Source organism: Mycobacterium sp. NPDC003323 (genome assembly GCF_053589535.1).
Genome location: NZ_JBSFSB010000004.1, coordinates 340608 through 353340, shown reverse-complemented (window position 1 = coordinate 353340; position 12733 = coordinate 340608). Strand labels below are relative to the sequence as shown.

General features: G+C 66.7%; 13 protein-coding genes and 2 pseudogenes. 2 read left to right on the top strand and 13 right to left on the bottom strand.

Annotation, left to right across the window (positions count from 1 at the left end; all coding sequences use genetic code 11):
* Window positions 1–3: 3 nt before the first annotated feature.
* The 3 genes and pseudogenes from ACWDUN_RS13885 to ACWDUN_RS13875 form a co-directional block, all read right to left on the bottom strand.
* Window positions 4–822: pseudogene (locus ACWDUN_RS13885) on the bottom strand (tripartite tricarboxylate transporter substrate binding protein); the annotation flags it as partial.
* 289 nt (window positions 823–1111) lie between these two features.
* A pseudogene (locus ACWDUN_RS13880) lies at window positions 1112–2808 on the bottom strand (acyl-CoA dehydrogenase).
* A 9-nt stretch (window positions 2809–2817) separates the two neighbouring features.
* Window positions 2818–3684, bottom strand: coding sequence for a sigma-70 family RNA polymerase sigma factor (locus ACWDUN_RS13875; RefSeq protein ID WP_449929450.1), 867 nt, complete (start codon window positions 3682–3684; stop codon window positions 2818–2820).
* Between the two features lie 86 nt (window positions 3685–3770).
* Here ACWDUN_RS13875 and ACWDUN_RS13870 point away from each other — a divergent pair, with 86 nt between their 5' ends.
* Window positions 3771–4124: a DoxX family protein gene (locus ACWDUN_RS13870; protein ID WP_449929557.1), complete on the top strand. Its 354-nt coding sequence runs from the start codon at window positions 3771–3773 to the stop codon at window positions 4122–4124.
* Here the strand turns inward: ACWDUN_RS13870 and ACWDUN_RS13865 are convergent.
* Genes ACWDUN_RS13865 through ACWDUN_RS13850 form a run of 4 tightly spaced genes read right to left on the bottom strand, consistent with a single transcriptional unit; the run spans window position 4105 to window position 7958 of the window.
* Entirely contained in the window at window positions 4105–5334 is a 1230-nt protein-coding gene (locus ACWDUN_RS13865; RefSeq protein ID WP_449929448.1) for a fatty acid desaturase family protein, read from the bottom strand. The genes ACWDUN_RS13870 and ACWDUN_RS13865 overlap by 20 nt on opposite strands.
* Before the next feature lie 11 nt (window positions 5335–5345).
* The gene (locus ACWDUN_RS13860; protein WP_449929556.1) at window positions 5346–6482 is read right to left on the bottom strand and encodes a ferredoxin reductase; all 1137 of its coding nucleotides are present in this window, start codon (window positions 6480–6482) and stop codon (window positions 5346–5348) included.
* A 49-nt stretch (window positions 6483–6531) separates the two neighbouring features.
* A complete protein-coding gene (locus ACWDUN_RS13855) occupies window positions 6532–7308 on the bottom strand; it encodes an SDR family oxidoreductase (RefSeq protein WP_449929446.1) in 777 nt (258 codons plus the stop codon).
* Window positions 7305–7958, bottom strand: a complete 654-nt coding sequence (locus ACWDUN_RS13850; protein WP_449929444.1) for a TetR/AcrR family transcriptional regulator — start codon at window positions 7956–7958, stop codon at window positions 7305–7307. The genes ACWDUN_RS13855 and ACWDUN_RS13850 overlap by 4 nt, the downstream gene beginning before the upstream one ends.
* A 140-nt stretch (window positions 7959–8098) precedes the next feature.
* Here ACWDUN_RS13850 and ACWDUN_RS13845 point away from each other — a divergent pair, with 140 nt between their 5' ends.
* A complete protein-coding gene (locus tag ACWDUN_RS13845; protein WP_019514171.1) occupies window positions 8099–8209 on the top strand; it encodes a hypothetical protein in 111 nt (36 codons plus the stop codon).
* 118 nt (window positions 8210–8327) lie between these two features.
* Here the strand turns inward: ACWDUN_RS13845 and ACWDUN_RS13840 are convergent, their stop codons facing one another.
* The 6 genes from ACWDUN_RS13840 to ACWDUN_RS13815 all read right to left on the bottom strand — a co-directional run bounded on the left by ACWDUN_RS13840 (window position 8328) and on the right by ACWDUN_RS13815 (window position 12648).
* The gene (locus ACWDUN_RS13840) at window positions 8328–9116 is read right to left on the bottom strand and encodes an ABC transporter ATP-binding protein (protein ID WP_449929439.1); all 789 of its coding nucleotides are present in this window, start codon (window positions 9114–9116) and stop codon (window positions 8328–8330) included.
* Window positions 9097–10137, bottom strand: a complete 1041-nt coding sequence (locus ACWDUN_RS13835; protein ID WP_449929437.1) for a taurine ABC transporter substrate-binding protein — start codon at window positions 10135–10137, stop codon at window positions 9097–9099. The genes ACWDUN_RS13840 and ACWDUN_RS13835 overlap by 20 nt, the downstream gene beginning before the upstream one ends.
* Window positions 10134–10997: an ABC transporter permease gene (locus tag ACWDUN_RS13830; RefSeq protein WP_449929435.1), complete on the bottom strand. Its 864-nt coding sequence runs from the start codon at window positions 10995–10997 to the stop codon at window positions 10134–10136. The genes ACWDUN_RS13835 and ACWDUN_RS13830 overlap by 4 nt, the downstream gene beginning before the upstream one ends.
* Window positions 10998–11141: 144 nt before the next feature.
* Window positions 11142–11756, bottom strand: coding sequence for a DUF3159 domain-containing protein (locus tag ACWDUN_RS13825; protein WP_449929434.1), 615 nt, complete (start codon window positions 11754–11756; stop codon window positions 11142–11144).
* 33 nt (window positions 11757–11789) lie between these two features.
* Window positions 11790–12140: a hypothetical protein gene (locus tag ACWDUN_RS13820; protein WP_449929432.1), complete on the bottom strand. Its 351-nt coding sequence runs from the start codon at window positions 12138–12140 to the stop codon at window positions 11790–11792.
* An 82-nt stretch (window positions 12141–12222) separates the two neighbouring features.
* Window positions 12223–12648, bottom strand: coding sequence for a hypothetical protein (locus ACWDUN_RS13815; RefSeq protein ID WP_449929430.1), 426 nt, complete (start codon window positions 12646–12648; stop codon window positions 12223–12225).
* Window positions 12649–12733: the final 85 nt, after the last annotated feature.

Here is a 12733-nt window from a genome sequence, read left to right as displayed (position 1 = left end):
GTGTCAGCCCACGTTGTGCAGGTCGATGCCTCCCTGGGCGACCATATCGGCGTAACGCTGCTGGTCGGCGGTCAGCTTCGCCACCACCTGATCACCCGGTATCTCCATCGGGGTCAGGCTGTTCTGCGCGTTGAACTTCTGGTACGCCTCGGTGGCGAATGTCGTCTGCAGCCCGTCGACCAGCGTGTCGGTCACCTCGGGCGGTGTCCCCTTCGGCACCGTCATGAACCGGTACTGGGTCACCACGATGTCGTATCCCTGTTCCCTGGCCGTCGGCACATCCGGCAGATAGCTGACCCGTTCCGGACTGAACACCGCCAGCGGCATCAGCTTGCCGGACTGGATGTTCTCGATCGCCTCGCCGACATGGATGACCGAGACGTCGACCTCACCGGCCAGGACGGCAGCCAGGTTGGGAGCACCGCTGGCGAACGGGACGCTCTCGGACAGCACACCGGCGCCCTTCATCAGCAGGGCGCCCGACAGTTGTGCGCCGGTGCCCACTCCGGTGGTCCCGTAGCGGATCGGCCGATTGGCCGTCTTCATGTCCTCGACGGTGCGCAATCCCTTGTCGGGGTTGGCGACGAGCGCGTAGTTCTCGCTCGAGATGCCGTGCACGACGTCGAAGTCCTCGATGCGGGTGACCTCGTCGGGACTCACCGCCAGCGGGGTGATCGCGAACAGCGAGGCGTTCTGGATGGCGATGATGGAGCCGTCGGCCGGCGCCTCGGCGATATCCGCCGCGGCGACAGCGCCGTTGCCGCCCTCGCGGTTGGTCACCCGGAACGGCGCGTCCAGGTCGGCGGTGAGGCCCTTGGCGATGGCACGGCTGATGACGTCACTGGATCCGCCGGTGGCGTAGCCGACCAGCATCTCGACCCCGCCGGACGGCCAGCTGCCGCCGGCGGTGTCGGTGGTCTTCGGTTCCGGGGCGCCCCCGCAGGCGGTGACCACCAGCGCGGCGGTGGCCGCAAGCGCGGCCCGGGGACGGAGATGGGAGGCCGCGATCGCCATGAAGATATCTTTCCTGTGTGCCGACCGCCGACTGCCTGACGGTTCGCCTGGAGATCCTACGCGGCCGTCAGCAACCGCGTGCCCGATCGGGCCGCACTCAGAACCAGCTGTCCTGCATGTCGAGTGTCGTGCGATCCATCTTCTCCAACAAATCAAGTTGCGCAGTCGTTCTCGGCAACTCATAGCGGAAGAAGAATCGGGCGCCTGCCGCTTACCTTCGTAGAAATCACCATCTTTGGCAAACGCGGCCAGGTATTGCTCGAGCCACACCCACGCGATGACGATGTGTCCGAACGCCTCCAGGTAGATCGCGCTGTTGGCCATGGCCGCCTCGAGGTCTCCCGAGGCGAACAGGCCCGCGGTCACCGACAGCAACCGCTGCCAGGACGCATCGAGTTGTCTGCCCAGCGGGTCATCACCGGCCCGGGCGACGGTCGCCGCGATCCGCTCGCCGAGCGCGGCGAGGCTCGCCCCGCCGTTCTGGGTGACCTTGCGACCCAGCAGGTCCACACTCTGGATGCCGTGCGTGCCCTCGTGGATGGGGTTGAGCCGGTTGTCGCGGTAGTGCTGCTCGACGTCGTACTCGCGGGTGTAGCCGTAACCGCCCAGCACCTGGATCGCCAGGCTGTTGGCCTCCAGACACCACTGCGACGGCCAGCTCTTGGCGACGGGCGTGAGGATGTCGAGCAGCGCGTGCTCACCGAGATCGGTCAACCGTGCGCAGTACAACGCCAGGCCGAGCGCACCCTCCACATAGGCCTTCTGCGACAACAGCATCCGCTTGACGTCGGCATGCTCGATGATCGGGACCTGCGGTGTGGTGGGGTCCTTGACCCGACGCCCCTGCGGCCGCTGCCGGGCGTAGTCCAACGATTTGAGGTAGCCGGTGTATCCCAGGGCCACCGCACCCATCCCGACACCGAGGCGGGCCTCGTTCATCATGTGGAACATGTAGGCCAGTCCGCGATGCGGCTCACCCACCAGGTAGCCCTCGGCTCCGTCGAAGTTGAGCACCGTGTTCGTGATCCCGCGTTGGCCCATCTTGTGGTTCAGCCCGGAGATCGCCACCGCATTGCGTGCGCCGTCGGCGGTGAACTTGGGCACGATGAACAATGAGATGCCCTTGGTGCCCGCGGGCCCACCGGGGATCTTCGCCAGCACGAGGTTGACGATGTTCTCCGAGAGTTCGTGCTCGGCGCCCGAGATCCACATCTTGGTGCCGAAGAGCCGGTAGCTGCCGTCGGGTTGGGGTTCGGCGCGGGTGGTGATATCGGCCAACGACGAACCGGCCTGCGTCTCCGAGAGCGCCATCGTCCCGGTGAACCGGCCGGCCAGCATCGGCTTGACGAACGTCTCGATCTGTTCGGGGCTACCGAACTCCGCGATCAGGTTCGCGTTGGCCATGGTCAGCATGAGATAGCCCGAGGTGCTGGTATTGGCCGCCGAGATCCACGCGAACCCCGCCTGGGCGATGGTCACCGGCAGCTGCGCACCGCCCAATTCGGCATCGAAGGTCATGCCCAGCAGATCGGCCTTGGCGAACGCCTCCAGGGCCGCCTTCACCTCGGGGATGACCGTCACCGTGGTGCCGTCGAAGGTGGGCTCGTTGGCATCGCTGAGCTTGTTGTGCGGGGCGAAATAGCGTTCGGCCAGTTGTTCGCACAGATCGAGCACCCCATCGAAGGTCTCCCGCGAATGCTCGGCGAACCGCGGCTGCGCGATCAGATCTTCTACGTTCAGCCATTCGTAGAGCAGGAAGTCCAGGTCGCGGCGGGACAGGATGGTCGACTTCATGGCGTCAGGTTAATCCTCGACCGGCGGCGGGTCGGGCAGTGCCAGTTGTGCCAATCGCGCTGGATCGAGGATCGACAAGACCGCGGTCAGGCGGCCGTGCTCGACTGTGCAAGCCATCAGGCCGAGCGGTCGTCCGGTCGGTCCCCAGACCGCGATGCCCGGCTCACCGTTGACCAGGACGCGCCGGGCCGTCACCCGCGCGTCCTGACCACGCCGGACGGCGTCGAGGACAGCCTCGCGACCGGTGCCTGCGGTGAGCCCGTGTGCGGTGTACCGCTGCCAGCTCAGGTCGGGATCGAGCACGCGCAACAGCGCGGTGAAATCACCGTCGCGGGCGGCGGCCAGGAAAGCATCGACGACCTCACGTTGCTCCTTGCGGCGACGGGGATCGGGAACCGGCACATCGCGAACGCGACGGCGCGCCCGGCTGGCCAACATCTTGGTCGCATCGGCGCTTTTGTTCAAGATCTCGGCGATCTCGGCGAAGGGCACGGCGAACATATCGTGCAGCACGAAGGCGAGCCGTTCCTCGGGACGCAATGAGCCGAGTACCACCAACAGTGCCAGTCCGACCGAATCGGCGAGCACCGCGACCTCCTCCGGTGTCTCGTCATCCTCGGCGACGACGAGTTCGGACAGTTCCGGCGTCAGGGCGACTTGCGCGCCGGCCGAACGCGCGCGCAAAACGTCGATACAGACACGGCCGAGAACCGTCGTGAGCCAGCCGGGCAAGTTGTCGATCGCCTCGGCGTCGTGCCGGTTCAGCCGCAGCCAGGTTTCCTGCACCGCATCCTCGGCGTCGGCTCGTGAACCGAGCAGGCGGTGGGCCAACGCGAGCAGCCGTGGGCGCTGCTGCTCGAACGTCATCGCAGTCATCGGTTACCTCTCGTCGCGCGCATCCGTCATACCCATGACGAGTCGGGACCCACCGACGTAACCACGAAACGGAGACCGCCTTGAACATGACGCTGTGGATCGTCGCCTGTGCCGCGGCCGTCGCCTATCTGGCCGGGGGACTCAGCCTGCTGTTGATGTCCCGCGACCGGTACCGGTCGCTGGCCGACAGCCAGCGCTGGGTCGACGACTTCTCCGACGGCCACCTCAAAGCCATCGCGGCGATCAAGCTGACCGGCGCCGGCGGGCTGCTGGTGCCGGCCCTGGTCCCGCTGGCCGCCTGCGGTATGGCGCTGTTCATGGCGGGCGCGGCGACGACGCGTTTCCGCCGTAGCGAATGGAATTATCTGGCCGGCGATATCGCCTTCCTGGCGATGTTCGTGTTCTTGGCCTGGGGACGATTCATGCTGCCGGTGCGTTGAGCTGGCGCAGCGCGGTCCGCAGACCCCGGCGCTTGCCGGTGGCAGGGTCGACTTCGAAGGCTTCGCGCATACCCTCGCGGATCCGGAACTTCAGCTCGGAGTTCGTCTCGGGGGCGTCGTCGGAGCCGGATTTGAGGAACCTGTTGGGCAGGGCCAGCTTGGCGATGGTCCACCACGACTGACTGTACTGTCGCGCAAGCGATCCCGTGGTGTAGGGCAGGTCGTACTTGTCGCACAGCGCCTGTACCCGGGCGGCGATCTCGGCGTAGCGGTTGCTGGGCAGATCGGGGAACAGGTGGTGCTCGATCTGGTAGCACAGGTTGCCGCTCATGAAGGCCATGACGGGTCCGGCGTGAAAGTTGGCCGAGCCCAACATCTGTCGCAGATACCATTCGCCGCGGGTTTCCCGCTCGAACTCCTCCTTGGTGAACTTCTCCGCCCCGTCGGGGAAGTGCCCGCAGAAGATCACCACATACGCCCAGTAGTTGCGGATCAGGTTGGCCACCGCGTTGGCGGCCATGGTGTGCTTCCAGTTACGGCCGGCCAGCGCCGGGAAGATCACGTAATCCTTGCCGACCTGTTTGGCGACCTTGCGGCCGATCACCCGGAGGTCCTTGCGGACCTCGGCCATCGACTTCTCGCCCTTGCGGTACTTGGTCGTCTCCAAACCGTGTGCGGCGACACCCCATTCGAACAGCGTCCCCAACAGGAAATTGTAGAGCGAGTTGCCGATCATCCACCGTTCCCAGGGCTGGTCGCGGGTCAGCCGCATGATGCCGTAACCGATGTCGTCATCGAGGCCCACGACGTTGGTGTACTTGTGATGGATGTAGTTGTGCGACTTCTTCCAGTGCACGGCCGGGGAGGTGGTGTCCCACTCCCATTCGGTCGAGTGGATCTCGGGGTCGTTCATCCAGTCCCACTGGCCGTGGATGATGTTGTGCCCGAGTTCCATGTTCTCGATGATCTTGGCCAGCGCGAGCATTCCGGTGCCCGCGGCCCACGCGATCTTGTTGCGGCTGTTGAACAGAGCGATGCGTCCGCCGACGGCCAGTGCGCGTTGCAACTGGATGGACCGGCGAATGTAGCGGGCGTCCCGTTCTCCGCGGGAGTCCTCGATATCGGTGCGGATGGCGTCGAGTTCGCGTTCGAGCTGTCGCACGTCCTCGGCGGTGAGGTGGGCGTATGCCTTGATGTCGGTGATGGCCATGTCGATACCTCCTAGACGTTGATGGTGCAGTTCCCGGACGCTGCCGAGATGCAGGTTTGGATGCGGTCACCCTCGCCGTGTTCGGTGCCCGAGCGGAAATCACGCACGTGCCCGGATTCCAATGGCAGGACGCAGGTTTGGCAGATGCCCATGCGGCATCCGAACGGCATCTGGATGCCCACCTGTTCGCCGGCCTCCAGCAGCGAGGTGGCGCCGTCTACCTGCACGGTCTTGTCGGAGATGGCGAAGGTCACGGTGCCGCCCTCACCACCCTTGTCGGTGCGGGCGATGACGAAACGTTCCATGTGCAATTGGCTTTCGGGCACGCCGGCGGCCGTCCACACCTGCTCGACGGTGTCGAGCATCGCCGGTGGCCCGCATGCCCAGGTGGGGCGTTCGCGCCAATCGGCAACGATCTTGTCCAGGTCGTCGAAGTCCAGATGCCCCATCCGGTCGGTCATCTGCAGGTGCAGGCGGTAATCGGCCCGCCGATCCTGCAACGCAACGAGTTCGTCGTGGAAGATGACGTCCTGCGGTGACGGCGCGGAGTGGATGTGCACGATATCGGCGGTCTGGCCACGCTGCTCGATCGACCGCAGCATTGCCATCACGGGGGTGATCCCGCTGCCCGCGGTGACGAGCAGCATCTTCGTCGGCGGCGGGTCCGGCAGGGCGAAGTCGCCTTTGGGCGCGGCCAGGCGAACGATCGTTCCCGGCTCGACGCCGTTCACCAGGTGGGTGGACAGAAATCCCTCCGGGGTCGCCTTGACGGTGATCGAGATCTGCTTGCCGTCGCGCTCGGGCACCGAGGTCAGCGAGTAGGAACGCCAGTGCCAGCGCCCGTCGACCCGGAGGCCGATGCCGACGTACTGGCCGGGTTGATAGTCGACCGAAAAACCCCACCCGGGTTTGATCACGACGGTGGCGGAATCCTCGGTCTCCCGGCGCACCTCGACGATCTCGCCGCGCAGCTCACGAGCCGTCCACAGCGGGTTGAGCATCTTGAGATAGTCGTCCGGCAGCAGCGGCGTGGTGACGCGGGCCGCCAGCCCGCGCAGCAAGTTGATCTTCGGTGTGGTCGCGGTGGCGACGTCGCGTGCGGGTGCTTCACTCCAGCGCACTAGCCCGCGGAAGTTAAGTGAACACATGTACACCCAACTACCCACGTGCGGCGGATCTCACACCTGGATTTCGTGATCAGCGGATGGTGCTGACTCCACCGTCCACCGGGATCACCGTGCCGGTGACATAACTGCTGGCACGGCCGGCCAGGAACACCGCGATACCGGCCATGTCATCGGGCTGACCGACACGACCCAGCGGCAGCGCCGCGCCCACCGCATCCTCCCCGGCGGCGAGCAGCACCTTGGTCATCCGGGACGGAAACAGGCCCGGCGCAATGGCATTGACCAGGATGCGCGGGGCGAGCTCACCGGCCAGGTGCTGAGTCAACGCGTGCACGGCGGCCTTGCTGGCGGCGTAGGAGAAGTTGTTGCGGCCACGCTCGGGGATGTGGAAACCGTCGACGCTGCCGGTGTTGATCACTCGGGCAGGGTCGTCGTCGGTGGCCCCGGCGGTCAGTAGCGGCACCAGCGCCCGCGTCAGCATGAAGACGCCCTTGACGTTGACGTCGAAGACCCGGTCGAAACCGGACTCGGGGAAGGTGTCGAACGGTTCACCCCAGTTGGCGCCGGCGTTGTTGAACAACGCGTGGATGGCATCCTCGCGCTGGGTCAGCGCGGCGGTGAGGGCCTGCACTCCCTCGGCGGTGCCCAGGTCGGCGGGGATGGCCTCGACGGCACCCAGCGGCGACAGTTCGTCGACCGCGGCGGCGAGTTCGGCCTCCTTGCGCGCCGACAGGTACACCTTGGCCGCACCGGCCTGCAGGAGTCCGCGGGCGATCATCACGCCGATGCCGCGACCGCCGCCGGTGACCACGGCGACCTTGCCGTCGAGTCGGAACAGATCGGTCATCTGTCGGCGCCACCGAGGGGCTGCTCATTGCGGACCGTTTCATCGCGGATCAGGCCGCGCAGCAGCGCGGTGCTGAACTCGACGGCGATCTCCTGGGCGGTGCGTCGGCCGTGCGGCCGCAGCCACCGGTAGGCGCCGAGGGTCATCCCGATATAGCCGAGCGCCAGCACGTGGGAGTCGCAGTCGTAGAACTCGCCGCTGGCGATCCCGCGGTCGATGACGTCGCGGACATGCTCGTACACCGTCGCCTCCGCCTTGCGGATGTAGCCGACCTGCTCCTCGGTGAACCACTCGGAGATGTAGGGGCCCTCCTGGAAGTAGACGGCGGCGGCCTCCAGGTCATTGGCGATGCCGGTGAGCAGGCGCCGGGTGAAGTGATAGATGGTTTCGCGCGCCGAGGCGGTGGGATCGTCGTGCAGCGCGTCGACGGTGAAGTCGGCGGTGCGCTTGTAGATGTCCCACAGGATCAGCGACTTGCTGGCGTAGTAGTGGTAGACGGTGGCCTTGTTCAGTCCGACCGCGTCTGCCACGTCATCCATCCGGGTGCCGTGGTAACCGCGCGCGGCGAACAGCTTGGCGGCGACGGCCAGCAATTCGTCGCGCCGCGTCGAGCCGTTGGACACCCCGGGGGATGCGGATTCGGTGGACATGGCTACTCACTATCTGCAGACCGGGCGTGCCCGGTACCAATCAACTGGTTGGCCAGTGTAGGCAATGAGATGGTTTGGCTGTCCCGGGATCGGCTACTGGGACTAGACTCCTGCCAAACAGGGCTGCTGCGGAGGCGACTATGGATCCTAATCCCGATTACGACATCAGTGACGAGGGCGAGTTCTTCTTCAGCTGGTTGGCCTGGGGTTTGCGCGGGGTGTACCCGCCGCCGGCCTACCCGCCGGTCTAGCGAACCTGCAACAAAAGGCACCCGCGTACGGGTGCCTTTTCTTTTCCGCGAGCGACCGTGTCTGGACATCGACACGCCGGGATCGATGACCGTTTGCGGTCACTCGCGGGCCAACCGATCAGGCCGCGGCGGCCTTGACCGCCTCGCCGACCTCGTTCTTCAGCCGCACGAACTCCGGAGATCGCCGCAACTCGTCGGCGCCGACACCGGTGCGCGGCAGCTCCGAGGGCAAGTCCAAGGCAATCTTGCCGGGGCGCCGGGTCAGCACCACGATGCGCGACCCGAGAAATGCCGCCTCGTCGGCACTGTGCGTGACGAAGACGGTCGTACGACCCGACTCGGCACTGACCTGACGCACGTCCTCCTGTAGCCGCTCCCTGGTCAGGGCGTCCAACGCGGCGAAGGGTTCGTCCAGTAGGAACAGCGGTGTCTCGGCCGCCAGCGCCCGGGCGATCGCCACGCGCTGTTGCTGCCCGCCGCTGATCTCCCAGATCCTGCGGCCCGCGGTGCCCTGCAGTCCCACCCGCTCGAGTAGCTGATCGCGGCGCTCGGCGCGCTGCTCGCGCGGCACCCCCGCATACTTGAGGGCCAGATCCACGTTGCCGCCGACGCTGCGCCACGGGAACAGCCGCGGCTGCTGGAAGACGACGCCGGAGGTCACCCCCGGCGTGGGCGCCGATCCGCCGACGTGCACCTGCCCTTCGCTGGGTGACTCGAATCCGGCGATCAGCCGCAGCAGCGTGCTCTTGCCGCATCCCGATGCACCGACGAGGACCAGGAACGCGCCGGGCTCCACATCGAGGTCCACCGGGCCCAGCGCGGTCACCTCGTCGGCGCCGCTGCCGTAGCGGTGGGCGACGTTGGCGATCCGCAGGCCGCGTCGTCCGTCAGCTGCCGGTGATCGCATCGGGAAGTCCCTTCACGTAGATGGCGTCCTGGAACGTCTTCAGATCGGCCGCCCCCGGGATCTGCTTCTGGTCGGCCAGGAACTGTGACGCACTCTGCAGGTTGGTGGCGATATTGCCGGGCGCGCCTTCGGATCCCAGCCACTCGGGCGAGCCCACCTCGGCCGGCGTCAGGTACACACCCTGCTTGAGCTGGCCGGTCACCTCGCTCTCCGGCAGGCCGATCTCGGCGGCGATCGCCCTGGCGGCAGCCGCCGGATCGTCCTTGATGATGTCCAGCGCGCGGGCCTCCTGTTCGCGCCAGGTGTCGACCACCTCCGGATGCGCCTGCGCGAACTCATCGGCGACAACACCGAGGTCCAGGGTCGGCTTGCCGTCAGAGGCCAGTCGGCGGCTGGTGATCAGGTCTTTGCCGGTCTCGCGTAGCTGATCAAGTGTCGGCAGCCAGGTGTAGGCGGCATCGATGTCACCGCGGTCCCAGGCCGCCAGGATGGCCTGCGGCTGAAGGTCGATCAGCTGAACATCATTGGGAGACACACCATTCTGTGACAGCGCAGCCAACAAGCTGTAGTGCGCGGTGGAGGCGAACGGGGTTGCGATCCGCTTGCCGCGCAGCTCCGCAATGGTGTTGACGTCAGCCTCGTTGCGCACGATCAGCGCCTCGTTGTCACCGGCGACGTCCAGCACGAAAGCGACCTTGTACGGAATGTTCAGCGGAGCGGACAGACCGCGGGCCACCGGACTGGAGCCCAGCGCACCGAAGTCGAGTTCCTTGGCGATGAACGCGGTGTTGACGTCGGCGCCCGAGTCGAACTTGATCCACTTGATGTTGAAGTCCGGCAACGCTTCTTCCAGCCACCTGTTGTTCTTGACGATCAGGTCGCCGCTGGGGAAGGTCTGGTAGCCGATGCGCAGGGTGGGCTTGTCGGCATCGCCACCGCCGTCGGACCCGGAGTTGTCCACTGCGCAACCGGCGACCGCGAGAACGCTTGCCGCAGCGATCAGTAGAGACCTGAACTTCATATCTTTCCTCTCCAAGGGACGGCACGCCGTTCCAGCGCCCGCAGTAATCCATCGATGACCAGGCCCGAGAACCCGATGGCGAAGATCCCGACCAACACAACCGGGGTGTTGTTGTAATTACTTGCGTCCTTGACCAATCCGCCGACACCGGGGATGCCGTTGAACAACTCCGCCGCGACCACCGACGAGTAAGCCATGCCGACCGCCAACCGGATCCCGGTGATGGTCTCCGGCAGCGCCGAGGGCACCACCACATCGCGGATCACCTGGGTGCGGGTCGCCCCCAACGCACGGGCGGCCTCCTGCAGACCGACCGGGGCCGCGACGACGGCCGCGGTGGTCGCGACAGCGGCCGGCGGCAGCGCGGCCAGCGCCAGCAGGGTGATCTTGGGGGCCTCGTCGATGCCGAGCCAGATGACCAGCAGGAAGAAGTAGGCCAGCGGCGGCAACGCCCGCAAGAAGGTCAGCCAGGGCTCCAAGACGCTGCGCAGCCAGCTCACCGATCCCATCACCAGTCCGAGTAGGACGCCGAGAACCACACCGATGATGACGCCGGCCAGCACCCGGCGAAGCGTCATGTAAAGGTGCTCGTGCAGCAGGTATCCGGCGTACCCGCGCACGCCGTCGTGGGTGGTGGAGACGTCGACGAACGCGCGCCACACGGTGCTGGGGTAGGGAACGAAGGTCTGATTCCAGATTCCCGCTGCGGCGACCGCCTGCCAGACGGCGAAGAAGACGAACACCGACAACAGCGGCAGCCCGGCCTTGATGAGCATGGCGCGAAACCGGTTGCGGGGCGAGGCGGGACGCGGCGAGTCGGTGGACGACTCACCGGGCGCTATATCGACGAAGACAGACACGGCTGCCCGACTTTCTGTTGCTGGGTTGCGGCTGACGGGAGACGTTCAGCAGCAACAGCACTCGAGGTCGGCCCGCGTTCGGTTCACCCGGGTATTGCTACCGGGGCGCGTGCCGGCGGTGAAGATCTGAAATCGCCGTGAGTCTTATGCCACGGTCCGCGGCATGACCCGGATGGCGTACCGGACCGCGATCACCAGCGCCGCGGAGGTCACCAGGAACAGCGGCCACCCCATCGCCAACCGTGCGACGGCCAGCAGTTCGGCCTGGTCACTGTCGTACAGGTGGTACTGGACGACGAACCGCGACCAGGACACCACCGCCATCACCGCCGTCACCACATCGAAGGCCAGTCGTACCCGCGGCACCCGGCGCCAGCTACCGTCGCGTCCGGTCATCCAAGCCCAGACCAGGCCGACGAGCGGGCGGCGCAGCAGAATCGAGGTGGTGAGCGCGACCGCCACGACCAGCGCAATCCAGATACCGGGCAGGTAGAAGTCCTTCGCCTCGCCGGTGACCAGAGCCAGCCCGGCGCAGCCCGCGACGCCGACGAACCCGAACAGCGCCGGCCGCAGGGACTCTCGCCGCACCAATTGCCAGACGAGGACCGCGGCCGCGACGCTCACCGCGGCAACGACCGCCGGCACCCGTCCGGCCAGGGCGGCGGTGACGGCATAGACCGTGACCGGCAGCCCCGAATAGATCAATCCGCGGACGCCACCCGCGCGAGCCAGCAGACCATCGAGCGGAGCATCCGTCATGCCCGCCGAGGGTACCGAACGAAAACGCCCCGATCAGACGACGGATTCGGCCGGGGCGGCATCCCGGCGCCGCGCCCGCAGCCCCTGCCAAGCCCCGGCCGCCGAGCCCGACAGCGCCAGCGACCGTGCTCGGGCGGCCGCCATACCGGCCCGCAGCCGTTCTGACAATGGCACTCCCGGCTGCCTTTCGACGGGCACCCAGTCGTCGACGAGGACGGGCAGATTCGGCGCTGCCACGCCGAGCTTCTCGCGGTATCGCTGTCCGCAACCGTCGCAGTGCACCTCATAGCGCACCAGATCGCGTTCCCGTTCGATGAAGCGGTAGTCGGCCACGGCCACACAGAAGGGGCACCGAGCCTTGCCGCGTTCGATCACCATCTCCATGCAGAACATGGTCGGTCCGTCCGACACCTCAGGGGACCCGTCGTCCCATGTCGATACGTGTTCGCTGCGCAACCGAGACCGCCTAACGAGGGTTCTCGACGCGTCGGGGCGGCTCGTTGATCACCTGCCGGTCGGGCTCGTCATCACCTCGATCGCGCTTGCGCGTCTTGACGTCCGGGTCGATGCGGTCGATGTGTTGGCGGCGCTTGTCGAGATCCTCCTGGTGCTCGGCCACCGTCTGCTGATGCGAGGTGGCCCGCTCGGCGAGGCGACGCGCCTCGGCCGCCTTGGCCTCCGCCTCGGCGGCCGCCGCCCGCGCACGGGCGTCGGTCTCGTCGGCCAGCGCCTGCCGCTTGGCGACTTGTTCGCGCTCGCCTTCCAGCTCGGTCCGCATCTTCTGCGCCTCGACCCGGCGCCGCTTCTTGCGCGCGACGAGGGCCAGGCCCACGACGATCGCGGCGACGACCACCACCGCGATGATGATCCATAGTGTGCTGGTGTCAGACATCTTCGCTCCTTGCTGAGAACGGATCCACGCTTATCGACGCGTGCGCTAATTGCGAGTTCCCAGCCGAACGGAGACCGAAACCCCC

Coding starts and splice junctions, on each gene's coding strand:
- ACWDUN_RS13840 (WP_449929439.1), bottom strand. CDS start 9,116: ATGCGATCACCGGCAGCTGACGGACGACGCGGCCTGCGGATCGCCAAC.
- ACWDUN_RS13820 (WP_449929432.1), bottom strand. CDS start 12,140: ATGGAGATGGTGATCGAACGCGGCAAGGCTCGGTGCCCCTTCTGTGTG.
- ACWDUN_RS13855 (WP_449929446.1), bottom strand. CDS start 7,308: ATGACCGATCTGTTCCGACTCGACGGCAAGGTCGCCGTGGTCACCGGC.
- ACWDUN_RS13850 (WP_449929444.1), bottom strand. CDS start 7,958: ATGTCCACCGAATCCGCATCCCCCGGGGTGTCCAACGGCTCGACGCGG.
- ACWDUN_RS13825 (WP_449929434.1), bottom strand. CDS start 11,756: ATGACGGATGCTCCGCTCGATGGTCTGCTGGCTCGCGCGGGTGGCGTC.
- ACWDUN_RS13875 (WP_449929450.1), bottom strand. CDS start 3,684: ATGACTGCGATGACGTTCGAGCAGCAGCGCCCACGGCTGCTCGCGTTG.
- ACWDUN_RS13870 (WP_449929557.1), top strand. CDS start 3,771: ATGACGCTGTGGATCGTCGCCTGTGCCGCGGCCGTCGCCTATCTGGCC.
- ACWDUN_RS13865 (WP_449929448.1), bottom strand. CDS start 5,334: ATGGCCATCACCGACATCAAGGCATACGCCCACCTCACCGCCGAGGAC.
- ACWDUN_RS13835 (WP_449929437.1), bottom strand. CDS start 10,137: ATGAAGTTCAGGTCTCTACTGATCGCTGCGGCAAGCGTTCTCGCGGTC.
- ACWDUN_RS13845 (WP_019514171.1), top strand. CDS start 8,099: ATGGATCCTAATCCCGATTACGACATCAGTGACGAGGGCGAGTTCTTC.
- ACWDUN_RS13860 (WP_449929556.1), bottom strand. CDS start 6,482: ATGTGTTCACTTAACTTCCGCGGGCTAGTGCGCTGGAGTGAAGCACCC.
- ACWDUN_RS13815 (WP_449929430.1), bottom strand. CDS start 12,648: ATGTCTGACACCAGCACACTATGGATCATCATCGCGGTGGTGGTCGTC.